At 67.9% G+C, this 20768-nt stretch carries 22 protein-coding genes; 7 read left to right on the top strand and 15 right to left on the bottom strand.

Annotated elements, in window-relative coordinates:
* Positions 1-4: 4 nt before the first annotated feature.
* From cysI to CSC78_RS04995, 5 genes are all read left to right on the top strand, one after another.
* The gene (cysI, locus tag CSC78_RS05015) at positions 5-1708 is read left to right on the top strand and encodes an assimilatory sulfite reductase (NADPH) hemoprotein subunit (protein ID WP_162336807.1); all 1704 of its coding nucleotides are present in this window, start codon (positions 5-7) and stop codon (positions 1706-1708) included.
* On the top strand, positions 1705-2418 hold the full coding sequence (locus tag CSC78_RS05010) for a phosphoadenylyl-sulfate reductase (protein ID WP_162336806.1): 714 nt from the start codon (positions 1705-1707) through the stop codon (positions 2416-2418). The genes cysI and CSC78_RS05010 overlap by 4 nt, the downstream gene beginning before the upstream one ends.
* 146 nt (positions 2419-2564) lie before the next feature.
* Positions 2565-3827, top strand: coding sequence for a sensor histidine kinase (locus CSC78_RS05005; RefSeq protein ID WP_162336888.1), 1263 nt, complete (start codon positions 2565-2567; stop codon positions 3825-3827).
* The gene (locus CSC78_RS05000; RefSeq protein ID WP_162336805.1) at positions 3824-4594 is read left to right on the top strand and encodes a LytR/AlgR family response regulator transcription factor; all 771 of its coding nucleotides are present in this window, start codon (positions 3824-3826) and stop codon (positions 4592-4594) included. Before CSC78_RS05005 ends, CSC78_RS05000 begins: the two co-directional genes overlap by 4 nt.
* A 113-nt stretch (positions 4595-4707) precedes the next feature.
* Entirely contained in the window at positions 4708-5067 is a 360-nt protein-coding gene (locus CSC78_RS04995) for a hypothetical protein (protein WP_162336804.1), read from the top strand.
* Between the two features lie 63 nt (positions 5068-5130).
* Here the strand turns inward: CSC78_RS04995 and CSC78_RS04990 are convergent, their stop codons facing one another.
* From CSC78_RS04990 to CSC78_RS04965, 6 genes are all read right to left on the bottom strand, one after another.
* The gene (locus CSC78_RS04990) at positions 5131-5775 is read right to left on the bottom strand and encodes a histidine phosphatase family protein (RefSeq protein ID WP_162336803.1); all 645 of its coding nucleotides are present in this window, start codon (positions 5773-5775) and stop codon (positions 5131-5133) included.
* A gap of 232 nt (positions 5776-6007) precedes the next feature.
* Positions 6008-6328, bottom strand: a complete 321-nt coding sequence (locus CSC78_RS04985; RefSeq protein WP_162336802.1) for a type II toxin-antitoxin system RelE/ParE family toxin — start codon at positions 6326-6328, stop codon at positions 6008-6010.
* Entirely contained in the window at positions 6316-6573 is a 258-nt protein-coding gene (locus CSC78_RS04980; protein ID WP_162336801.1) for a type II toxin-antitoxin system Phd/YefM family antitoxin, read from the bottom strand. The genes CSC78_RS04985 and CSC78_RS04980 overlap by 13 nt, the downstream gene beginning before the upstream one ends.
* 112 nt (positions 6574-6685) lie before the next feature.
* On the bottom strand, positions 6686-7069 hold the full coding sequence (locus CSC78_RS04975; RefSeq protein ID WP_202924120.1) for a ribosomal maturation YjgA family protein: 384 nt from the start codon (positions 7067-7069) through the stop codon (positions 6686-6688).
* On the bottom strand, positions 7066-7461 hold the full coding sequence (locus CSC78_RS04970; RefSeq protein ID WP_162336799.1) for a hypothetical protein: 396 nt from the start codon (positions 7459-7461) through the stop codon (positions 7066-7068). Before CSC78_RS04970 ends, CSC78_RS04975 begins: the two co-directional genes overlap by 4 nt.
* 30 nt (positions 7462-7491) lie before the next feature.
* Positions 7492-8475, bottom strand: a complete 984-nt coding sequence (locus tag CSC78_RS04965; protein ID WP_162336798.1) for a LysR family transcriptional regulator — start codon at positions 8473-8475, stop codon at positions 7492-7494.
* 126 nt (positions 8476-8601) lie between these two features.
* Here CSC78_RS04965 and cysG point away from each other — a divergent pair, with 126 nt between their 5' ends.
* The gene (cysG, locus tag CSC78_RS04960) at positions 8602-10101 is read left to right on the top strand and encodes a siroheme synthase CysG (RefSeq protein WP_162336797.1); all 1500 of its coding nucleotides are present in this window, start codon (positions 8602-8604) and stop codon (positions 10099-10101) included.
* Positions 10102-10123: 22 nt separating this feature from the next.
* The gene (gene cysK / locus CSC78_RS04955; RefSeq protein ID WP_162336796.1) at positions 10124-11098 is read left to right on the top strand and encodes a cysteine synthase A; all 975 of its coding nucleotides are present in this window, start codon (positions 10124-10126) and stop codon (positions 11096-11098) included.
* A 6-nt stretch (positions 11099-11104) separates the two neighbouring features.
* Here cysK and CSC78_RS04950 read toward each other — a convergent pair whose 3' ends face one another.
* The 9 genes from CSC78_RS04950 to CSC78_RS04910 all read right to left on the bottom strand — a co-directional run bounded on the left by CSC78_RS04950 (position 11105) and on the right by CSC78_RS04910 (position 20714).
* Positions 11105-11572 carry a DUF6265 family protein gene (locus CSC78_RS04950; RefSeq protein ID WP_162336795.1) on the bottom strand — a complete coding sequence of 156 codons (468 nt, stop codon included), beginning with the start codon at positions 11570-11572 and terminating at the stop codon, positions 11105-11107.
* A gap of 226 nt (positions 11573-11798) precedes the next feature.
* Entirely contained in the window at positions 11799-12185 is a 387-nt protein-coding gene (gene gloA2, locus CSC78_RS04945) for an SMU1112c/YaeR family gloxylase I-like metalloprotein (protein ID WP_162336794.1), read from the bottom strand.
* A gap of 1 nt (position 12186) precedes the next feature.
* Positions 12187-13743, bottom strand: a complete 1557-nt coding sequence (locus CSC78_RS04940) for a DHA2 family efflux MFS transporter permease subunit (RefSeq protein ID WP_162336793.1) — start codon at positions 13741-13743, stop codon at positions 12187-12189.
* 140 nt (positions 13744-13883) lie between these two features.
* Positions 13884-14975 carry an HlyD family secretion protein gene (locus CSC78_RS04935; RefSeq protein WP_162336792.1) on the bottom strand — a complete coding sequence of 364 codons (1092 nt, stop codon included), beginning with the start codon at positions 14973-14975 and terminating at the stop codon, positions 13884-13886.
* Between the two features lie 8 nt (positions 14976-14983).
* Complete coding sequence (locus CSC78_RS04930) at positions 14984-15457, bottom strand: MarR family winged helix-turn-helix transcriptional regulator (RefSeq protein ID WP_162336791.1); 474 nt, start codon at positions 15455-15457, stop codon at positions 14984-14986.
* Between the two features lie 556 nt (positions 15458-16013).
* Positions 16014-17018 carry a class I fructose-bisphosphate aldolase gene (locus CSC78_RS04925; RefSeq protein WP_162336790.1) on the bottom strand — a complete coding sequence of 335 codons (1005 nt, stop codon included), beginning with the start codon at positions 17016-17018 and terminating at the stop codon, positions 16014-16016.
* A gap of 137 nt (positions 17019-17155) precedes the next feature.
* Positions 17156-18625, bottom strand: a complete 1470-nt coding sequence (pyk, locus tag CSC78_RS04920; protein WP_162336789.1) for a pyruvate kinase — start codon at positions 18623-18625, stop codon at positions 17156-17158.
* A gap of 275 nt (positions 18626-18900) precedes the next feature.
* Positions 18901-19542, bottom strand: a complete 642-nt coding sequence (locus CSC78_RS04915; RefSeq protein ID WP_162336788.1) for an HAD hydrolase-like protein — start codon at positions 19540-19542, stop codon at positions 18901-18903.
* On the bottom strand, positions 19539-20714 hold the full coding sequence (locus CSC78_RS04910) for a phosphoglycerate kinase (protein WP_162336787.1): 1176 nt from the start codon (positions 20712-20714) through the stop codon (positions 19539-19541). The genes CSC78_RS04915 and CSC78_RS04910 overlap by 4 nt, the downstream gene beginning before the upstream one ends.
* Positions 20715-20768 lie beyond the last annotated feature (54 nt).

The raw sequence follows: 20768 nt of genomic DNA, 5'->3' as shown, positions 1-20768 counted from the left end.
CCCAATGAGCAACCATTCCGTCGAAGACATAAAATCCGAGAGCAACCGCCTGCGCGGCAGCCTGCTCGACAGCCTGGCCGACCCGGTCACCGGCGCGCTGCGCGAATCGGACCAGACCTTGATCAAGTACCACGGCAGCTACCAGCAGGACGACCGCGACCTGCGCGACGAGCGCCGCCGGCAGAAGCTGGAGCCCGCCTACCAGTTCATGATCCGCACGCGTACGCCCGGCGGCGTGGTCACGCCGGAGCAGTGGCTGAAGCTCGACGCCATCGCCACGCAGTACGCCAACCACTCGCTGCGCATCACCACGCGGCAGGCCTTCCAGTTCCACGGCGTCATCAAGCGCGAACTGAAGGCGACCATGCAGGCCATCAACGCCGCGCTGATCGACACGCTGGCCGCCTGCGGCGACGTCAACCGCAACGTGCTGGTCGCGGCCAATCCGCTGGAGTCGCGCGCGCATGCGGAAGTGCAGGCGTGGGCGGCGAAACTGTCCGAGCACCTGCTCCCCAACACCCGCGCCTACTACGAGATCTGGCTGGACGAAGAGCGCGTCGCCGGCAGTGGCGAAGAAGAGGAGCCGATCTACGGCGCCACCTACCTGCCGCGCAAGTTCAAGGTCGGCTTCGCGGTGCCGCCGGTCAACGACGTGGACGTGTTCGCCAACGACCTCGGCTTCATCGCCGTGCTGGAGGACGGTGCACTGGCCGGCTTCAACCTGGTCATCGGTGGTGGCATGGGCGCGACCCATGGCGATGCCGAAACCTATCCGCGCATCGGCAACGTGGTCGGCTTCATCACGCCGGACCAGGTGCTGGACGTGGGTACGGCGGTGGTCACCACCCAGCGCGACCTCGGCAACCGCGTGCTGCGCAAGCGTGCGCGGTTCAAGTACACCATCGATGACCACGGGCTGGAGGAGGTGGTCGGCGAGATCGAGCGTCGCAGCGGCGTGACGTTGCAGCCGGTGCGCCCGTTCCGCTTCGAGCACAACGGCGACCGCTACGGCTGGGTGGAAGGCGAGGATGGCCGCTGGCACCTGACCCTGCATCTGTACGCCGGCCGCATCGCCGACACCGCGCACGCAACGCATCTGACCGGCCTGCGCGAGATCGCCAACATCCATCGCGGCGAGTTCCGCATGACGGCGAACCAGAACCTCGTCATCGCCGGCGTGCCGGCAGGCGAACGCGAACGCATCGACGCGCTGGCGAAGACGCATGGCCTGGATGCCGGCCAGCGCTTGGGTACGGCCCTGCAGCGCGCGGCGGTGGCTTGCGTGTCGCTCCCCACCTGCGGCCTGGCGATGGCCGAGGCCGAGCGCTACCTGCCCGACTTCACCGCCAGGCTACAGCCGCTGCTCGAAAAGCACGGCCTGCGCGATACACCGATCGTGCTGCGCATCTCCGGCTGTCCGAACGGCTGCTCGCGGCCGTACCTGGCGGAGATCGCCCTGGTCGGCAAGGCCCCCGGCCGCTACAACCTGATGCTCGGCGGCGACGCACGCGGCCAGCGTCTCAACACGTTGTACCGCGAGAACATCGACGAGGCCGCCATCCTCGACACGCTCGACGGGCTGTTCGCCCGTTACGCCGCCGAACGCAGCGACGACGAAGGCTTCGGCGACTTCCTGCATCGCAGCGGCGTCGTCGCCCTGCCGCCCTACCCCACCCATCGACAGATCGCACTGGAACTGTACGCATGAGCGCTCTCGCCCTCTCCCTCGACACGGACCAGATCGTGGAGCACAACGCAGCGCTCGAGCGACAGACCGCCGAACAACGGGTTGCCTGGGCCCTCAAGCACGGCCCGGCCGAAGCGGCGATGTCGTCCAGCTTCGGCGCGCAGGCGGCGGTGCTGCTGCACATGGTCACCCGGCAGAAGCCGGACGTCCCCGTGGTGCTGATCGACACCGGCTACCTGTTCCCCGAGACCTATCGCTTCGCCGATGAGCTGACCGAGCGCTTGCAGCTCAACCTGCAGGTGTTCCGCCCGCTGGTCAGTCGTGCCTGGATGGAGGCGCGCCATGGCCGCCTGTGGGAACAGGGCCTGGTCGGCATCGAGCAGTACAACAGCCTGCGCAAGGTCGAACCGATGAAGCGCGCGCTCAAGGAGCTGGGCGTGGGCACATGGTTCACCGGTCTTCGCCGCGTGCAGGCCACCAGCCGCGCCAATGCGCCGGTCCTGCAGCAGCGCGAGGAGCGCTGGAAGATCAATCCGATCGTCGACTGGACCGACCGTGACGTGTGGCAGTACATGAAGCAGCACGACCTGCCCTACCACCCGCTGTGGGAACAGGGCTACGTGTCGATCGGCGACTTCCACACCACGCGCCGCTGGGAGCCCGGCATGCGCGAGGAAGACACCCGCTTCAACGGCCTCAAGCGCGAGTGCGGCATCCACATCGACGTCTGAGCCACGCGGGGCGGCCACCGGGCTGATCCGTTCGCACCCAGGCACCCCGGTTTCGTCGCCGCATCGCAGGATCCGTCGCGCTCCCTCTTCCCTCCGAGGACGAGCGGGCTATGCTCCACGGCACTCCCGAAGCCGTGGTGTCCGACGTGTTCCCCAGCCTGCTCCTGATCATCCGCATCCTCATCGCCTGGTTCCTCGCGATCCTGATGGCCGGCCTGGTCTGGAACGGCCTCTTCGAGCGGACGTTCCTGTCCGGCGGCGCGAGCTGGCTGTTCAACCTGGCCGCGACGCTGGTGATGATCTCGGTACTGATCGGCCTGATCAGCCACCTGCGCCGCATCTGGCTGATCACCGGTCGCCTGGACAGCGCCGCCCTGTCGAGCCGGCAGCGCCGGCAGATCGAAGTGCCGCTGGACACCGCCGCGGCGTTCGAGCTGATCGAGGGCGCGCTGCGCGAACTGCCACGCGCCGAGGACGCGGAAAGCGCACCCGACAGCCTGCAGGTGCGGGTCAAGGTGCGCCGGGTGGACAGCTTCGACGGTCCCAGCCAGCCCTCGCGCTTCAACATCATGGCCCGCTTCGCGGTGAAGCGCGACCTGGTGCAGGCAACGGTCACGCCGGGCAACGGCACCAGCAGCATCACCCTGATGGTCGGTCCGGATGCGAGCGCATGGCTGGACCTGTTCGTGCTCGACGACGGCGTCAACGTCGAGAACGCCGAAGCCGTCACCCGCGCCATCACCCGCCGCGTCTCCGACCAGCGCCGGCAGGAGCAGGCCGACGTGGTGAAGACCGTCAGCGAGAAGGAGCTGACCGTCGCACGCCTGAACCTGCTCAATGCGCAGGTGGAGCCGCACTTCCTCTACAACACGCTGGCCAGCGCGCAGGTGCTGACGCGCACCGATCCGCCGCGCGCCGACGTGATGCTCGGTCACCTCATCCAGTACCTGCGCGGCTCGCTGCCGCGCACCGACGACACGCTGTCCACGCTGGGCGAGGAACTGGAACGCACGCTGGCCTATCTCGAGATCCTGAAGATCCGCATGGGCAGCCGCCTGTCGCTGCAGATCGAGGTACCCGACGCGCTGAAGTCGGTGCCGATGCCATCGATGATGCTGCAGACGCTGGTCGAGAACGCGATCAAGCACGGCCTCGAGCCGAAGACCGGCGGCGGCACCATCTGGATCCTGGCGCGCCGGCACGACGACCACGCGACGCTGACCGTCGCCGACGACGGCCAGGGTTTCGGCGGCCAGAGCAGCGGCACCGGCATCGGCCTGAAGAACCTGCGCGAACGCCTGCGCCTGACCTTCGGCAGCGCGGCCTCGTTCGCCATCGTCTCGAACTTCCCCAGTGGCGTGGCCGCCACGCTGACCCTGCCGCTCACGCACGAGGAGACCCGGGCATGAACTTCCGTGGCGTGATCGCCGAAGACGAGGAACTGCTGCGTACCGCGCTTTCTTCGTTGCTGAAAGAGACCTGGCCGCAGATGGAGATCGTGGCCGAGTGCGAGGACGGTGCCAGCGCGCTGGAATCCATCGCCGAACTGCAGCCGGACGTGGCCTTCCTCGACATCCGCATGCCGGGCCTGACCGGCATCGAAGTCGCCCGCGCCATGGCCGAGGCCAGCCCGCGCACGCAGGTGGTGTTCGTCACCGCCTACGACCAGTACGCCATCGACGCGTTCGAGCAGGGCGCCATCGACTACCTGCTGAAGCCGATCACACGCGAACGGTTGCTGGCCACCGTGCAGCGCATCCAGGCGCGCGTCGCCGCCGGACACCCGGACGGCGCGACGCTCGATGCGCTGCTGCGCCACCTGTCGGCGCGCCAGGGCGCGCCTGACAAGCCGCCGCTGGCATGGATCACCGCCAGCGCCGGCAAGGATACGAAGCTGATCATGGTGGACGACGTGGCCTACTTCCAGGCCGACAACAAGTACACCACCGTGATGACGGCGGATGGCGAATCGCTGCTGCGCACGCCGCTGCGCGAACTGCTCGATGCGCTGGACACGAACACGTTCAAGCAGATCCACCGCTCCACCATCGTCAACATGAAGCAGGTCGCCTCGGTCAGTCGCGACGACGCCGGCCGGGGACGGTTGAAGCTGAAGAGCCGACCGGAAGTGCTGACGGTCAGCCAGCCCTTCATGACGCTGTTCCGCACCATGTAGCGCCGCTCTAAACCGGACCGCCCCGCGCGGCATCCAACGTGGCATCGCCGGCACGACGCACGCGCGTCGTGGAGGGCATGCCTTTGCCCAACGGAACACTCGAGGAAACCGCCATGCGCATCGTCACCTCCCTGATCTCCTGCCTGCTCGCCCTGGCAGGATGCGACGACAAGCCCAGCGTCACGACCATCCACCACAGCAGCGCGAACGGCGTGGACACGCTCTTCAGCAAGAGCACGCTGAAGGAAGGCGTGGCCAGGTTCGAGTGCTTCGCCAGCGAAACCGGCCAGTGCCACTACCGCGTCTACACCGAACGCTGCCCCACGCCGGCACCCGGCGAAAACCCGGCCGCCTGCGCCCGCACCACGCTGGAAGACTTCGTGCTGGCGCCCGGCAAGACGCATGAGATCCGTGGTCTGCCGGACGGTTACCGCGAATGCGTGAGCCAGCAAGGCGTCAACGGCTGCACTTGAGCGGTGCAACGCACGTTCCCCCGGCGGCGCCTCGCTGCCGCTGCCCTGACAGGCCATCCGGAACTACAGGGCCTCGAGCGTCCTGCGGTGAGTGTCAGCATCGAAACGGATACGGACGGTGCCCCCTTCGTCCAGGCTCACCCTGTGGCAGCCGCAGTTCGGTAGCGGAATGCCCAACTGATAGACGCGGAAGGCACGCATGTCGTCCGGCGTGGAGGCCATGTTCCTCTCCGTCATCCAGTAGGCGAGTCCAAGCCAGATGCCATGACCGAACACGACACTTCCGTCCTCGATCATGCGCAGCGTGTCGATACCAAGGCGGACCCTGGCGTGGAACTCGGCGAAGGTCTCGGCATTCGCTCCCATCCGTCGCCCGGGATCGGCGTCCGCCCAGTACGCATCCGCAATGGGTCTCCGTTGTGCCCCGCTCATGCCTTCCAGCAGCGCAGGGTCGATCGCCGAGAATTCCTGGAGCTCGTCCAGCACGGTCAGCGGCACGCCGGTGCGCTGGCTGTACGGCTCTGCCGTGCTCATCGCGCGCAGGAACGGCGAGCAATAGATCCGGGAGGGCGAAGCAGGCAGAAGACCGGCAACGATGGATGCTTCGCGTCGTCCACGCTCCGACAGCGGGATATCCGCATGCGGCAGGGTGACGCCGCCGGCATTTGCGACGCTCTCACCGTGGCGGATGAACAGCAGATGTTTCATGGGTCCGGATGGCCTCCCTATGCGGATCGCTCCAGGAGATCGGCGTGACCGACACGGCCCGGACACGTCGTGCTCCACGGCCGCGACCGTAGCCAGCGGCGCGATTCGACCTATGCGCTGCGCGCCCTCGCCTCCCCGCCACGGCGGGAAGAACCGTGATCGTGCGGCAGTCGCTGCGATCGTGCCTGGTGCGACCGGCAACGCCATTCGTGCCCTGCGCTCAAGCGAGGCATCAGCGGGCTTTACCAGAGGTGCGCGGCTTCAGCATGCCAGGGCGCAGCAGGCGCTCGCTGCGGATGACGTGGAGGATCAGCACGCGCCCCGGCTCGTGACGATAGATCACTCGGCATGGCGGCTCGACGATCTGGCGGTAACGCCCGCGCTTCAGTTCGACAGGACGGCTGCCGCTGTCCGGATGCGCAGCGAGATGCTCGACATGCGCGAATACACGGCGCACCAGTTCGGCGGCCGCGTTCGGATTGTCCAGCGCAATGTAGTCGGCAACAGCGTCCAGATCCGCCAGCGCCGGTTCGGACCAGACTATCTCAACCATCTGGCAAGCCGATCCTTGGCTTGATCGTGGGTGACCGTGCGGCCTTCGGCAACGGCCTGCTCGCCACGCGCAATGCCTTCCAGCATCGCCATGCGCGACAGCAGCGTCTCATAGGTTTCCACATCCACGAGATACGCGCTGGGCAACCCATGCTGGGTGATGAGGATGGGCTGCCGATCGCGTTCTATATCGGCCAACAGGTCAGTGGCTTGCCGCTTGAGGGTAGTGACGAGCTCGGTGCGCATGAAGTGACACTACAGTATCACTCGCGTATTCCGCAAGCAGTGACACCGGAAGCGGACTCGATGTCTTTTGGGGCGCATGTGACGAGCGGTAGCGCCGCTGCATCCGCCCCCATCACCGTGCGGGGTTGACCACAGAACGACGTTCCACCACGCAGGCCAGCCCGAAGCCGATCAGGTAGGCGACCACGTCCAGCCAGTCCGGCGTGCTGCCCAGCACGATGCGCAATACGGGCGATGCGACCTGCCAGCCGATCTGCTGGCTGATGTACTGTGCCGCTTCGACGGCCAGCCCGACGGAGAGCGCGATCAGCGGACGCGCCGGTGGGCGCAGCCACACGACGCTGGCCAGCAGGCAATGCACCCAGACCACGGCAAGCACGTCGCCGACGAAACTGCGTATCCAGCCCAGTCCCGCGCCGATGGTCGCCAGCAGGACGAGCAACACGAACAGACCGAGCGCCCACCCCGCCGCGGCAGGGTCGAACCGCCACCTCACGCGCTGCCGCAATGCGCACCCTCGAGGCTCTTGCTGCCGCAGGCCAGGCACTTGCGGTACTTCTGCCGCTGCCGGTTGTAGCGGATGCGCGACATCATGCCGCCACAGGCGCACCGCAGTTCGCGTCCTCGTGCCCAGCGGTAGAGCCGCCAGCTGGAATGCAGGGCCCACGCCGTGCCCAGCAGGATCGCCAGCAGGAACGACAGCGATGCCAGGCGTTGCGGTGTGATCTCGCCGAACGCGCGCTCGGTGCGCGTCACCACTTCCGCCGTGGCGAAACCGCCGACCGCGATCACCACGGCCGGGGCGTACATGCGGGCGACCATCCGGGAGATGCGGTTCATCGGCGACGGGACAGGAAGGGTGGCGTGCAGGCTCGCCCGTGCAGGCATGCCGCGTCAATCACACCACCGAGGGAGCCCTCAGCTGGTGATCGTCTGGGTGAGCGATTGCCAGGTCGGCGGCTCCGGCCAGTCCGGGTCCTGGTTGCCGTCGATCACCCGGCGCAGGTCGCGGCGATCGATCTGCGGCGCCAGCGCGCGTACGAGGTCCAGCGCGTAGTCGCGCAGGACGCGTTCGCGCGGCAGTACCGCCCAGGCGATGCATTCCTTCACTTCAGGCGGCGCCGGCCAGGCGCGCAGGTCGGTGTCGGTGGCATTCACCGCCATCTCGGCGAGCAGGCCTACGCCGAGGCCGGCGCGGACGTAGGTCTTGATCAGGTCGGCATCGAGCGCGGTGAGCGCGATGTTCGGTTCCAGCCCCACCTTGGCGAAGGCACGCTGCAGCGACGAGCCCGGCCGCGTCGACGACTCGTAGCTGATCAGCGGCTGGTCGGCCAGGTCGGCCATGCCCGGCACGCGGCCGAGCTGTTCCAGCGCATGGCCGCGCGGCACCAGCACCAGCCGGCGCCAGCGGTACAGCGGCACGGCGATGCCGGCCTGCGGCTGGTCGCCGGCGGTGCTGACCACGGCCATGTCGGCATCGCCCTGGGTCAGCAGGTCCAGCGCCTGGCTTTCCGGCGCCTGCTGCAGGTGCACGCTGACCTGCGGGAAATCCCGCTTGATCTGCGCGATGGCCGGCGGCAGCACGAAGCGCGCCTGCGTGTGCGTGGTGACCAGCACCAGCTGGCCCTGGCTCTCGCGGCGCTGGTTGGCCGCGTAGGTGCGGATATTGTTGGCCTCGGCCAGTACCAGCCGCGCGCGGTCGATCACTTCCTGCCCGGCCGGGGTCACGCTCTCCAGGCTGCGGCCCTTGCGCACGAACAGCAGGAAGCCGAGCTCGTCTTCCAGCTGCTTGAGCTGCTTGGACAGGCCCGGCTGGGTGGCGTGCACGCGCGCCGCCGCCAGCGTGATGTTCAGGTCGGCATCGGCGATCGCCACCAGGTAGCGGAGTTGGGTCAGCGTCATCGGCGGGAAGGGCGCAGCGGCCCACCGGGAGGGGCCTTGGACTGTAGAGGATTTGCCGGGACCGTAGCCGGCACTGCTTATAACCGCAAGCTATATGGTGTTGGTCGTATGTCATTCCCGACCGCCATGAGCGGCCGGTACGGTCACCAGCCCAACCGCCATCTCCCGACGCCCGTGAGCGCTCCGCTGTTTCCCCTGTTCGCCGACCTGCAAGGCCGCCGGGTCCTGGTCGTCGGTGGCGGTCCGGTGGCGGAGCGCAAGACCGAGGCCCTGCTGCATGCCGGCGCGCTGCCAAGTGTCGGCGCCCCCGATCTGACGCCGCGCCTGCTGGCGTGGTACGAGGCAGGCCGCATCGAGTGGATCGACGGGCGCTTCGATCCGCACTGGCTCTCGGGCGTGTGGCTGGTGGTCGCCGCCACCGACGACGCCGACGTCAATCGCGCGGTCGCCGCCGCTGCCGACGCGAGCCATGTCTTCGCCAACGTCGTCGACGACCGCGAGCTCTCCACGTTCCAGGTCCCCGCCATCGTCGAGCGCGGTCCGTTGCAGGTCGCCATCTCCAGCGGCGGCGGCGCGCCGATGCTGGCGCGGCACCTGCGCCGTCAGCTCGAGACCCTGCTCGACGATTCCTGGGCATCGCTGGCCGAGTTGTTCACCCGCCAGCGCCGGCGCATCCGCCAACGCTTCCCGCAGACCGCCGAGCGGCGCCGCTTCTTCGAAAAGCTGCTCGCCGGACCGCTGCCGCGCCTGTACCGGCAGCGGCTGCATGCGCAGGCCGAACAGCACTTCCTCGCGGTGCTGGACGAGCATGCCACCACGGCACGCGGCTCGGTCGCGGTGGTCGGTGCCGGCCCCGGCGACGCCGGGCTGCTGACGCTCAACGCATTGCGCGCGATGAACGAGGCCGATGTGATCCTGCATGATCGCCTGGTCAGCGAGGACGTGCTGCGACTCGGCCGCCGCGATGCGACGTACATCGAAGTCGGCAAGTCCGCCACCGGCCACAGCACGCGCCAGGACGACATCCACGCGCTGATGCTGGAACACGCGCGCACCGGCAAGCGTGTCGTGCGGCTGAAGGGCGGCGATCCGTTCGTGTTCGGTCGCGGCGGCGAGGAACTCGAGTTCCTGCGCACGCACGGCATTCCCTACGAGGTCGTGCCCGGCATCACCGCCGCGGTCGCGTGCGCCGCCTATGCCGGCATCCCGCTGACCCATCGCGATCATGCGCAGTCGGTGAAGCTGGTGACGGCACACTGCAAGGATTCGTTCGACACCCTCGACTGGCAGTCGCTCGCGCAGGAGCGGCAGACGCTGGCCGTCTACATGGGCGTGGCCGGACTGGAGGGCCTGCGCGACCGGCTCGTCGCGCACGGGCGTGCACCGTCCACGCCGTTCGCCCTGATCGAAAACGGCTCGCGCCGCGACCAGCGGGTGCTGACCGGCACCCTGGCCGATCTGCCGGAAACCGCGCGTTTCCACCAGGTACGCTCGCCCGCATTGCTGGTACTCGGCGAAGTCGCCGCGCTCGCTGGCACCCTGCACTGGTTCGGCGCGCCGCCCGTCTGCGCCGTCGCCCCCACACATTCCCGCAACCTGCCTACGCCCACACTGCAGGCTGCCTGAGCCCACGCCCCACGGAGATCCCATGGCCGTTTACGACAGCATCCTGGACACCATCGGCCGCACCCCGGTCGTCAAACTGCACCGCATCGCGCCCGAGCACGTGACGCTCTACGCCAAGGTGGAATCGTTCAATCCCGGCGGTTCGGTGAAGGACCGCCTGGCGCTGGCGATCATTCTCGACGCCGAAGCCAAGGGCCTGCTGAAGCCGGGCGACACCATCGTCGAAGCGACGTCCGGCAATACCGGCGTGGCACTGGCGATGGTCGCCGCCGCGCGCGGCTACAAGTTCGTCGCCACGATGGTGGAGACCTTCTCGATCGAACGCCGCAAGCTGATGCGTGCCTACGGCGCCAAAGTCATCCTGACGCCGGCCGCCGAGCGCGGCAGTGGCATGGTGCGGCGTGCGGAAGAACTGGCGAAGCAGCACGGCTGGTTCCTTGCCCGCCAGTTCGCCAATCCCGCCAATCCCGCCTACCACCGGCAAACGACGGCGGCGGAAATCCTGCGCGACTTCGCCGGCCAGCGCCTCGACCATTTCGTCACCGGCTGGGGCACCGGCGGTACGCTGACCGGCGTGGGCGAAGTGCTGAAGGTCGCGCGCCCGGAAGTGCGCATCACCGCGTCCGAGCCCGCCGGTGCGTCGCTGCTGCAAGGCAAGGAATGGCAGCCGCACAAGATCCAGGGCTGGACCCCGGACTTCGTGCCGGACGTGCTGAACCGCGAGGTCGCCGACGAGGTCCTGCCGGTCACCGACGTGGAGGCGATCGCCACCGCACGTCGCCTCGCCGCCGAGGAAGGCATCTTCGTCGGCATCTCCGCAGGCGCCACGGTCGCCGCCGCGCTGCAGGTCGCGCAGAAGGCCAAGCCCGGCGACGTGCTGCTGGCGATGCTGCCGGATACCGGCGAGCGCTACTTCTCGACGCCGCTGTTCGAAGGCGTCAACGAGGGCTCGGACGACGAGTGGCTGTCGTCGCTGGGCGACGCCGCGCTGCCGTAAGTGACCTCAGGACGACGGCGGCGCGACGCAATCGCGCCGCCACGTCCATTCCATCGCTTGGCCGTCGTCGCGGCCATCGTCGATGCGCGCGTGCAATGTGTCGACGTCGGGGCGCGAATAGATCACGCGCTTCGGAAAGTCGTGCGCTGGATTGGCGAACACAGCACGGTCCTTTTCCACCCGCTCCGCCGGAAATGCGGTAGCGGCTTTCCCGCCGGGCTGCGCGAGGAATACCCATCGCCCGTCCTGCGCCGCGATGCGCATGAATTCGAATCCGGTCGCCCTGCCGTCGCGCGTATCGCGGTGCATGCCGACCAGCAGGCCGCCGCGCGGCGCCATCCAGGTTTCTTCGCTGAAGGTCTTGCCGCTCTGGCCGCACCAGTGGCCGGCGAGCCAGTCGAGATCGTTGGCCGATGCCGGGACCGCGATTAGTGCTGTCGACACGGACAGAAAAAACGTCGTCAGGCGTCTCATGGGCGTCTCCGCTGCGGCAGATCATATTTCGCGCGACCTTAGCAGGTGCATGGGTGGACAGGCGATCCGAAAAAATCGGTGTGGGAGCGACGTCAGTCGCGATCATGAATTCCGGAGGCCGTGGACATTACTGAAACCCCATGTCTGCTGGTGAGAGAGCCAAGCAGGAATCGCTGCCAGCGATGCCGTGCGATCGCGACTTACGTCGCTCCCACAGAGAGCATTCCTATGCTTCGTAGAGTTCCAGCGGCAGGTCGTCCGGATCCGCGAAGAAGGTGAAGCGGCAGCCGGTGTATTCGTCCACGCGAACCGGTTCGCTCGCCACGCCATGGGCATGCAGATGCGCGACAGCGGCATCGAGGTCGGCGACCCGCAGCGCGAGGTGGCGCAAGCCGCAGGCTTCCGGTCGCGACACGCGGGGCGGCGGCGACGGGAAGGAGAACAGCTCGACCTGCGTGCCGTCCGGCAGCGCGAGGTCGAGCTTCCAGGAGTCGCGTTCGGCGCGGCAGTGCTCGGCGATCACGCGCAGGCCCAGCACCTCGGTATAGAAGCGCTTCGACCGCGCGTAATCGGACGCGATGATCGCGACATGGTGCAGGCCGTCGATGCGCATGTCAGTGGGCCGCGGCGGCGTCTGCGCCTGCATTGCCACCCGACGGCGCCTTGCCGCCGCGCATCAGCAGCACCAGCGGCATCGAGGCCAGGGTCAGCAGCATCATCAGCTTGAAATCGTTGAGGTAGCCGATGGCCGCGGCCTGACGGTTCACTTCGGCATTGAGCAACGCCAGCCCCGTGGCGGTGGAAGGATTCATGGCCGCCGGCAGCAGGGTCGTTTCCGCGCCGAAGGCCGGGATGCGCGCGCCGATCTCGGCATGGTTCACCTGCATGGCGCGCGACAGCATCGTCATCACCACCGAAATGCCGACGGACGATCCGATGTTGCGCACCAGGCTGAAGAGGCCGGCGGCCTCCGTGCGCTGGTGCGGCTCAAGCGTGGCGTAGGCGACGGTGGAAATGGGCACGAACACCAGACCCAGGCCCATGCCCTGCACGACGCCGAGCCAGACGATGGATTCCATCGACGCATTCGGACCGAACTGGGTCATGCCGTGCAGCGAGAAGACCATCAGGCCCATGCCGACCAGGATCGGCCAGCGCGCGTCGATGCGGCCCAGCAGGCGACCGACCACCATCATGCTGAACATCGTGCCGACGCCGCGCGGTGCCAGCACCAGGCCGATGGTCAGCACCGGATAGTTCATCAGCGTGCTGAGGTACGGCGGCAACAAGGCCAGCGTCGCGAACAGCACGATGCCGACCACGAAGATCAGCGCGCAGCCGACGGCGAAGTTCGCGTTCTTCAGCAGGCCGAGGTCGAGCAGCGCATGGTCGCGCCGGCGCCACCACCACAGTCCGTACATGTAGAGCGCGAGGAAGGCGAGCGCGGCTTCGATCTGGATCTCGACGCTGCCGAACCAGTCCTCGCTCTGCCCGCGGTCGAGGAACAGCTGCAGCGCACCGATACCGAGCGCCAGCAGCGCCAGCCCGACGCCATCGAGCGGGCGCTCGTGCGGCACGTCCTTCTTGACGCTGGCCATGATGCCCATCAGCGCCAGGATGCCGATCGGCAGGTTGATCAGGAACACCCAGTGCCAGCTGTAGTTCTGGGTCAGGAAGCCGCCCAGCGGCGGACCGAGGATCGGCCCGACCATGATGCCCATGCCCCACATCGCCATCGCGGCGCCGTGCTTCTCCTTGGGGAAGGCATCGAGCAGCAGCGACTGCGAGATCGGCACCAGCGAGGCGCCGAACACGCCCTGCAGGATGCGGAACATCACCATCTCGCCGATGCCGGTGGCGATGCCGCACAGCAGCGAGGCGACGGTGAAGCCACTGACCGCGATGATCAACAGGCGGCGGCGCCCCAGGCGGCCCGCCAGCCAGCCGGTGACCGGCGTCAGGATCGCGGCAGCGACGATATAGCTGGTCAGCACCCACGACACCTGGTCCTGGGTGGCCGACAGCGAGCCCTGCATGTCCGGCAGCGCGACGTTGGCGATGGTGGTGTCCAGCGCCTGCATCAGCGTGGCCAGCATCACCGAGCCGACCAGCAGCGTGCGCTTGCCGGTGTCTTCCTGCGCGGGGGCCGCGGTAGCGGTGGAAGTGCTCATGGGATAGTCCGGAACGGATCGACGCGCACGGAGCACGACGATCCAGAGGTCACCCGGGGCGCGGCGTCGGCGGGGCCGGGCCCCACCACAGTGCCCTCGCCCGCGTCCGCGCACGCCCGGGATGACATGGAAAAGAAGCCTCAGCGCGCGGCAGTCGCGCGACTGGAAGCGCTGCCGCCATCGCGCAGCTCGACATGCACGTCGGCGCTCATGCCGGCGCGCAGTTGCGGCGCATCGGCGTCGGCACTGTCGATCTCGAGGCGCACGGGAATGCGCTGCACGATCTTCACCCAGTTGCCGGTGGCGTTCTGCGGCGGCAGCACGCTGAACTCGGCGCCCGAGGCGGGCGCGATGGAGGCGACGTGCGCCTTCCACTTCACGCCCGGATACGAGTCGACCTCGACCGTCGCGGCCTGGCCGACCTGCATCTTCGTCAGTTCGGTTTCCTTGAAGTTGGCTTCGACCCAGATCGGCGAGGTGGCCACCAGGGGCATCGCCGTCTGGCCGACGTTGATGTATTCGCCCACCTGCAGGTCGTGCAGGCCGACGATGCCGTCGACCGGTGCGCGCACTTCGGCGTGCGCCAGGTCGAGCTTCGCCTTGGCCAACATGGCCATCGCGGCGCGGTATTCCGGAAGGTCCTGCGTCGGCGTCCCCGGGCTGCCGCTCAGCGACGCGGTGGCTTCGGACTGCGTGGCGATGGCGTCGGCCAGGTCGGTGCGCGCTTCGGCGACCGCGTGGCGCGCGTCGTCCAGCATCTTGCGCGAGACCAGCTGCTGTCCGGCGAGCTGCTGCATGCGCTGGAAATCGCGCTGCGCCCACGCCAGCGTCTCGCGCGCGGCCTGGATGGAGGTACCGGTGCCGACGACCTTCGCGCGGCTGGCGCTGGCGCTGTTCGCCATGCGCGCGACCAGCGCTTCGTTCTGCGCGACGGCGATCGTCAGCGGATCGGCGTCGATGCGGAACAACAGGTCGCCCTTCTTCACCGGCTGGTTCTGCTGCACGGCGACTTCGACGACGCGTCCGCCGACCTGCGGCGCGATCAGGATGCGCTCGGCCTTGATGTAGGCGTTGTCGGTGCTGACTTCGCGCTGCGAGGCGACGTATTCCCAGCCGAAGAAGCCGGCCACGGCGAGCGGGCCGGCGACCCACAGCCACACCGGCACGCGGCGACGCTTGGGAGCGGGAGTCCTGGCCGCGTTCTCGGCGGCCTCGTTGATCTTGCTGGTCATGGTGGGGGTCAGCTCTTGCGGAGGGAGGACTCGGCGCGACTGGCGCGGTCGAGCAGGGAGAGGTTTTCGCGGATCTGGCCGAGCACCTTCAGGGCCGTTTCCAGTTCGTCCGCATCGATGCCGGCCAGGCAGTCCTCGCGGACGGAGGTGGCCACCGCCTCGATGTCGTGCATCACCGCGTCGGATTGCGGCAGCAGGTGCAGGCGCCACACCCGGCGGTCGTCCGGATCGCTGCGGCGCTCGACGAAGCCGGCCTTCTGCAGGCGGTCGATCACGCGACCGACGGCGATCGGCTCCATGTCGAGCAGATCCGCCAGTTCGGACTGGGTGATGCCTTCGCTCTGATGGATGCGCTTGAGCGCACGCCACTGCACGCGGGTCAGGCCCAGGTGCGCGGCGCGGCGGTCGAAGACGCGGCCGAACAACCGGCTCAGGTCCGCGATCAGATAACCGATGGTGCTTTGGCCGGCAGGTGTCTTCATGGGTGCCTATGATATAGATGCTTAGGCAATTATATTCAAGGCGAAGAAACTTGTTCAGCCGCGCTTTCGCTACGGAGTAGGGTCTTCAGGGATGGCAGCCCGTCCTGCAGGACAGTCGCCGAGCCCTTCTTCAGGCTCGCAGCGGCGGGGCCGCATCGGGCGAAGGAAGGAGGCCCGTCCTCCCCGCGCAGGCGGAGACCCAGCGACTTTCCCGCCGTGAAGCCGAAGGCATTGGGTTCCCGCCTTCGCGGGAACGACGGTGTGCTGGGCCGGATGCCCCGCTGGCACGGAGCTTGAGCCCCGCAGAGGACGGTCGCCGCGTCCCTATTCAAGCGAACGGGTGCCCGCACTGAGTCGACGGAACGAGGGCTGTCATCCCCGCGCAGGCGGGGACCCAGCGACTTTCCGCCGTGAAGCCGAAGGCGCTGGGTTCCCGCCTGCGCGGGAATGACGCATCGGCGGAGCGGCGGACACGCTTGAATGTCGGATTCCGACCCCGGAAACGACGACGCCGGCACGAGGCCGGCGTCGGAATCACTTCAGGTGGCGCGGGCGATCAGCCTTCCCACTTGCCCAGCGCAGCCAGGCCGTTTTCCTTGGCGCGCTCGTACACCACGGCCTGGGCCTTGGCGAAGTTGCCGGTCAGGTCCTGCGACCACAGCTTCAGCGCGGCCTGCTGCATGGCGCGGCCGTAGGAGAAGCTCAGCGGCCACGGCAGGTTGCCGAGCTGGTTCATGGCGTTGAGGTGGGCGGTGGACTGCTCGTCGGTCTGGCCGCCGGACAGGAACACCACGCCCGGCAGGATCGCCGGCACGGTGCTCTTCAGGCACATCACGGTGGACTCGGCCACTTCGTCGACGTCGGCCTGCTCTTCGCAGTCCTTGCCGGCGATGACCATCGAGGCCTTCAGGATGGTGCCTTCCAGCAGCACGTTCTGCTCGTACAGCGCGCCGAACAGCGAGCGCAGCACGGCTTCGGTCACTTCATAGCAGACTTCGATGTTGTGGTCGCCGTCCATCAGCACTTCCGGCTCCACCATCGGCACCAGGCCGCATTCCTGGCACAGCGCGGCGTAGCGGGCCAGCGCGTGCGCATTCGCCTCGATGCAGGTGCCGGACGGGATGTCCTCGCCGATGGTGATGACCGCACGCCACTTGGCGAAGCGCGCGCCCAGCTTGTAGTACTCCTTCAGGCGGTCGCGCAGGCCGTCGAGGCCTTCGGTGACCACTTCACCCGGGCAGCCGGCCAGGGCATGCGTGCCCTTGTCGACCTTGATGCCGGGGATGATGCCGTGGTCGGCCATGTACTTGGCGAACGGCACGCCGTCCTTGGTGGACTGGCGCAGGGTTTCGTCGAACAGGATGGCACCGGAGATGTAGTCCGACAGCTTCGGCGTGGTGAGCAGCAGCTCGCGGTACGCGCGACGGTTCTCTTCCGTGTTCTCGATGCCCACGCCCTGGAACCGCTTGGCGATGGTGGTGGTGGACTCGTCGATCGCGATGATGCCCTTGCCCGCGGCGACCATGGCCTGGGCGGTTTCGGCAAGCTGTTCGATGCTCATGGGATTCCTGTGGCGGGACGAAAAAGAGACCAATTATAGACCGCACCCCGCCGAGAGCGGGCAATCACGGCGAAGAACGCGCCGCAGCGCGCCCGGCTCCGGCAGCCGCAGCGGTTGTGCCGCGCGGCCGGAACCGCTTACAGCTCGCCCAGACCCTCGGCCTTGCCACGCTCGCCCATCTGCAGCAGGCGCAGCGTGTTGGTGGCGCCGTGGCGTTCCATGTGGTCGCCGCTGGTGAAGATGACGCGGTCGCCCTCGGCCAGCAGTTCGCGGTCGTGCAGCACGCGCATCGCATCGCGCGCGGCCTCGCGAGGCGCCAGGCCGCGGCTGTCGAACGCGATCGGGAACACGTCGCGGATCATCGCCATCTTGCGGCGCGCGCCGTCGTGACGCGAGAACGCATAGATCGGCGCATTGGAGCGGAAGCGCGACAGGAAGCGCGCGGTGCCGCCGGATTCGGTCATCGCCACGATCGCACGCACGCCGATGTGCTCGGACAGGAACATCGTCGCCATCGCGATGGCCTGGTCGGCGCGTTCCAGGTTGCGCGGCGCCTTCTCGAAATCGGTGTCCATCTCAAACTGTTTCTCGGCGCCCAGGCAGATGCGCGCCATCGCCTCGACCGCGCGGACGGGATAGCTGCCCGCCGCAGTTTCCGCCGACAGCATCACCGCGTCGGTGCCGTCGATGACGGCGTTGGCCACGTCCAGCACTTCGGCGCGTGTGGGGATCGGGCTGTCCACCATCGACTGCAGCATCTGGGTGGCGGTGATGACCACCTTGTTGCGCGCCAGCGACTCGCGAATGATCTTCTTCTGCAGGCCGGGCAGTTCGGCATCGCCGATCTCCACGCCAAGATCGCCGCGCGCCACCATCACCACGTCGCTGGCGTCGACGATCTCGGCCAGGTTCTCGATGGCTTCGGTACGCTCGATCTTGGAGACGAGCGCGGCATCGCAGCCGTGTTCACGCGCGATGCGGCGCGCTTCGTTCATGTCGTCAGCGTTGCGGCAGAACGACACGGCGATGAAATCCACGCCGATGTTTTCGGCCACGTAGGCGATCAGTTCGCGGTCGCGCTCGGTCAGCGCGCCCAGCGACAGGCCGCCGCCCTGCTTGTTCAGGCCCTTGCGGTCGGACAGCACGCCGTCGTTGAGCACGGTGCAGACGATGCGCTCGCCTTCGACCGACACCACCTTCAGCTGCATCAGGCCGTCGTCGAGCAGCAGCACATCGCCGGCCTCCACGTCACCGGGCAGGCCGAGGTAGCTCACACCCACCTGCGAGACATCGCCGGGCGGCGCGTTGACATTGGCCACCAGGTCAAAGCGGTCGCCCGTCTTCAGCACCACCTTGCCTTCGGCGAACCGCTCGACGCGGATCTTCGGGCCCGGCAGGTCGGCGAGGATGCCGACCTCGGCGCCGACACGCTGCGCGGCGAGGCGCACCGCCGCGGCGCGCTTCGCCTGTCCGGAAGGATCGCCGTGCGAGAAGTTCAAGCGCACCACGTTGACGCCGGCACGGAACAGGTCTTCCAGCACGCCCGGCGGGTCCGTCGCCGGTCCGAGGGTGGCGAGGATCTTGGTGCGGCGCTGGCGTTCGGTCATGGTGCGGGTTCCGTGTGATCGCGCAAACGCTACCACAGCGAAACAGCGTCGTTGAGGCCGGGCTTCGCGACGTCATGCGACTGTCCCGGGACAGCGTGCCTCACGCTTGCGGCGACGTGCGGAAAGCGCTGTTTTCAAGCGCTTTGGTCAGCATCGCGCACACCGGACGACTGGTATTTTTTTGGTCTCTGCGCATGCGATGGATGCTGCGCACGCACACCCGACTGCGCAAAAAACGAGACGATGAAACGCGCGTTTGATCGCGCGCGTCCCGCTCAGGCGAACAGTGGCCGCAATTGGTCGGGGGCGCCCGCGAGCCGGTTCGCGCCCGCGTCGCGCAACTCCGCTTCACCGCCAAAGCCCCACAACACGCCGACGCTGCGCATGCCGTGGTGATGCGCGCCATCGATGTCCATGTGGCGGTCGCCGATCATCCAGCAAGCATCCGGCGTCAGCGCCAGACGACGCAGTGCTTCGCCGATCAGATCCTTCTTGTGGCTCAGGCGGCCATCGGCGGTGGCGCCGATGATGTCCTCGAAGCGGTGCCCGAACGGCAGATGCGCCAGGATCTTGCGCGCATGCGGTTCGTTCTTCGCGGTGACCACGGCGAGCCGGTGGCCATCGGCGTGCAGCGCCTCGATGGCCTCGCCGATGCCGGCATAGACCTGGTGCTCCAGCCAGCCGTGTGACTCGAAGCGCTCCCTGTAGTGTTCGACGGCGGCTTCGACCTTCACCGGATCGCCGAGCAGCGGCAGGAAGCTGGTTCGCAGCGACGGGCCAATCCAGCCACGCAGCTCGGCCTCCGGTGGAACCGGATGCTCGAGCTGCGTAAGCGCATGCGCGATGCAGCGGGTAATGCCGACGGCCGAATCGATCAGGGTGCCGTCGAGATCGAAGAACAGCGTATCGCGGCTCACTGCGCGCGTGCTTCCAGCGCGGCAACGGCCGGCAGCGTCTTGCCCTCCAGGAATTCCAGGAACGCGCCACCGCCGGTGGAGATGTAGCTGACGTCATCGGCGATGCCGTACTTGTCCACCGCCGCCAGCGTGTCACCGCCACCGGCGATGGAGAACGCCTTCGACTGCGCGATGGCGTGCGCCAACGTCTCGGTGCCCTTGCCGAAGGCATCGAATTCGAACACGCCCACCGGGCCGTTCCATACCACCGTGCCGGCCGACCTGATCAGCTCGGCGTAGCGCTGTGCGGTCTGCGGACCGATATCGAGGATCAGGTCGTCGGCCGCGACCGCATCGACGGCCTTCACCGTCGCCGGCGCATCGGCGGCGAACGCGGTGGCGACCACCACGTCGGTCGGCAGCGGAATCTCGGCACCGCGCGCCTTGGCGTCGGCGTCGATCTTCTTCGCGGTATCGATCAGGTCGGCTTCGTACAGCGACTTGCCGACCGCATGGCCTTCAGCCGCGATGAAGGTGTTGGCGATCCCGCCGCCGACGATCAGCTGATCGACCTTGCCGACCAGGCTGGTCAGCAGTTCCAGCTTGGTGGAGACCTTGCTGCCGGCGACGATGGCGAGCAGCGGACGCGCGGGGTTGGCGAGCGCCTTGTCCAGCGCATCCAGTTCGGCCATCAACAGCGGGCCGCCGGCGGCGACCGGGGCGAAGCGGATCACGCCGTGGGTCGAGGCCTGTGCGCGGTGTGCGGTGCCGAAGGCGTCCATGACGAACACGTCGCAAAGCGCGGCGTACTGCTTCGACAGTGCCTCGTCGTCCTTGCCCTCGCCGACGTTCATGCGGCAGTTCTCGAGCAGGACGATCTGCCCGGGTGCGACATCGACGCCTTCCACCCAATCCTTCACCAGCGGCACGTCGACGCCGAGCAGTTCCGACAGGCGCGCGGCGACCGGCGCCAGCGAATCGGCTTCGCTCCACACGCCTTCCTTGGGTCGCCCGAGGTGCGAGGTGACCATGACCGCCGCGCCCTTCTGCAGCGCCAGCTTCAGCGTCGGCAGGGACGCGGTGATGCGCTGCTCGGAAGTGATGCGGCCACCGTCGATCGGCACGTTCAGATCCTGGCGGATCAGCACGCGCTTGCCGGCGAGGTCGAGGTCGGTCATGCGGACGATGGGCATGGGAGGTCCTGGGCAGCGGGAAAGACCGCTATTGTCCCGCCTGCCCCCGCATGC

Source organism: Pseudoxanthomonas japonensis (genome assembly GCF_010093445.1).
Taxonomy (GTDB): domain Bacteria; phylum Pseudomonadota; class Gammaproteobacteria; order Xanthomonadales; family Xanthomonadaceae; genus Pseudoxanthomonas_A; species Pseudoxanthomonas_A japonensis.
The sequence above is the reverse complement of the archived record's forward strand: the minus strand, read 5'-3'. Positions and strand labels throughout refer to the sequence as shown.

Coding starts and splice junctions, on each gene's coding strand:
- CSC78_RS05010 (WP_162336806.1), top strand. CDS start 1,705: ATGAGCGCTCTCGCCCTCTCCCTCGACACGGACCAGATCGTGGAGCAC.
- CSC78_RS04995 (WP_162336804.1), top strand. CDS start 4,708: ATGCGCATCGTCACCTCCCTGATCTCCTGCCTGCTCGCCCTGGCAGGA.
- CSC78_RS04965 (WP_162336798.1), bottom strand. CDS start 8,475: ATGACGCTGACCCAACTCCGCTACCTGGTGGCGATCGCCGATGCCGAC.
- CSC78_RS04950 (WP_162336795.1), bottom strand. CDS start 11,572: ATGAGACGCCTGACGACGTTTTTTCTGTCCGTGTCGACAGCACTAATC.
- CSC78_RS04940 (WP_162336793.1), bottom strand. CDS start 13,743: ATGAGCACTTCCACCGCTACCGCGGCCCCCGCGCAGGAAGACACCGGC.
- CSC78_RS04925 (WP_162336790.1), bottom strand. CDS start 17,018: ATGAGCATCGAACAGCTTGCCGAAACCGCCCAGGCCATGGTCGCCGCG.
- CSC78_RS04930 (WP_162336791.1), bottom strand. CDS start 15,457: ATGAAGACACCTGCCGGCCAAAGCACCATCGGTTATCTGATCGCGGAC.
- CSC78_RS04935 (WP_162336792.1), bottom strand. CDS start 14,975: ATGACCAGCAAGATCAACGAGGCCGCCGAGAACGCGGCCAGGACTCCC.
- CSC78_RS04980 (WP_162336801.1), bottom strand. CDS start 6,573: ATGCGCACCGAGCTCGTCACTACCCTCAAGCGGCAAGCCACTGACCTG.
- CSC78_RS04970 (WP_162336799.1), bottom strand. CDS start 7,461: ATGCCTGCACGGGCGAGCCTGCACGCCACCCTTCCTGTCCCGTCGCCG.
- CSC78_RS04985 (WP_162336802.1), bottom strand. CDS start 6,328: ATGGTTGAGATAGTCTGGTCCGAACCGGCGCTGGCGGATCTGGACGCT.
- cysG (WP_162336797.1), top strand. CDS start 8,602: ATGAGCGGCCGGTACGGTCACCAGCCCAACCGCCATCTCCCGACGCCC.
- cysK (WP_162336796.1), top strand. CDS start 10,124: ATGGCCGTTTACGACAGCATCCTGGACACCATCGGCCGCACCCCGGTC.
- cysI (WP_162336807.1), top strand. CDS start 5: ATGAGCAACCATTCCGTCGAAGACATAAAATCCGAGAGCAACCGCCTG.
- gloA2 (WP_162336794.1), bottom strand. CDS start 12,185: ATGCGCATCGACGGCCTGCACCATGTCGCGATCATCGCGTCCGATTAC.
- pyk (WP_162336789.1), bottom strand. CDS start 18,625: ATGACCGAACGCCAGCGCCGCACCAAGATCCTCGCCACCCTCGGACCG.
- CSC78_RS04990 (WP_162336803.1), bottom strand. CDS start 5,775: ATGAAACATCTGCTGTTCATCCGCCACGGTGAGAGCGTCGCAAATGCC.
- CSC78_RS04910 (WP_162336787.1), bottom strand. CDS start 20,714: ATGCCCATCGTCCGCATGACCGACCTCGACCTCGCCGGCAAGCGCGTG.
- CSC78_RS05000 (WP_162336805.1), top strand. CDS start 3,824: ATGAACTTCCGTGGCGTGATCGCCGAAGACGAGGAACTGCTGCGTACC.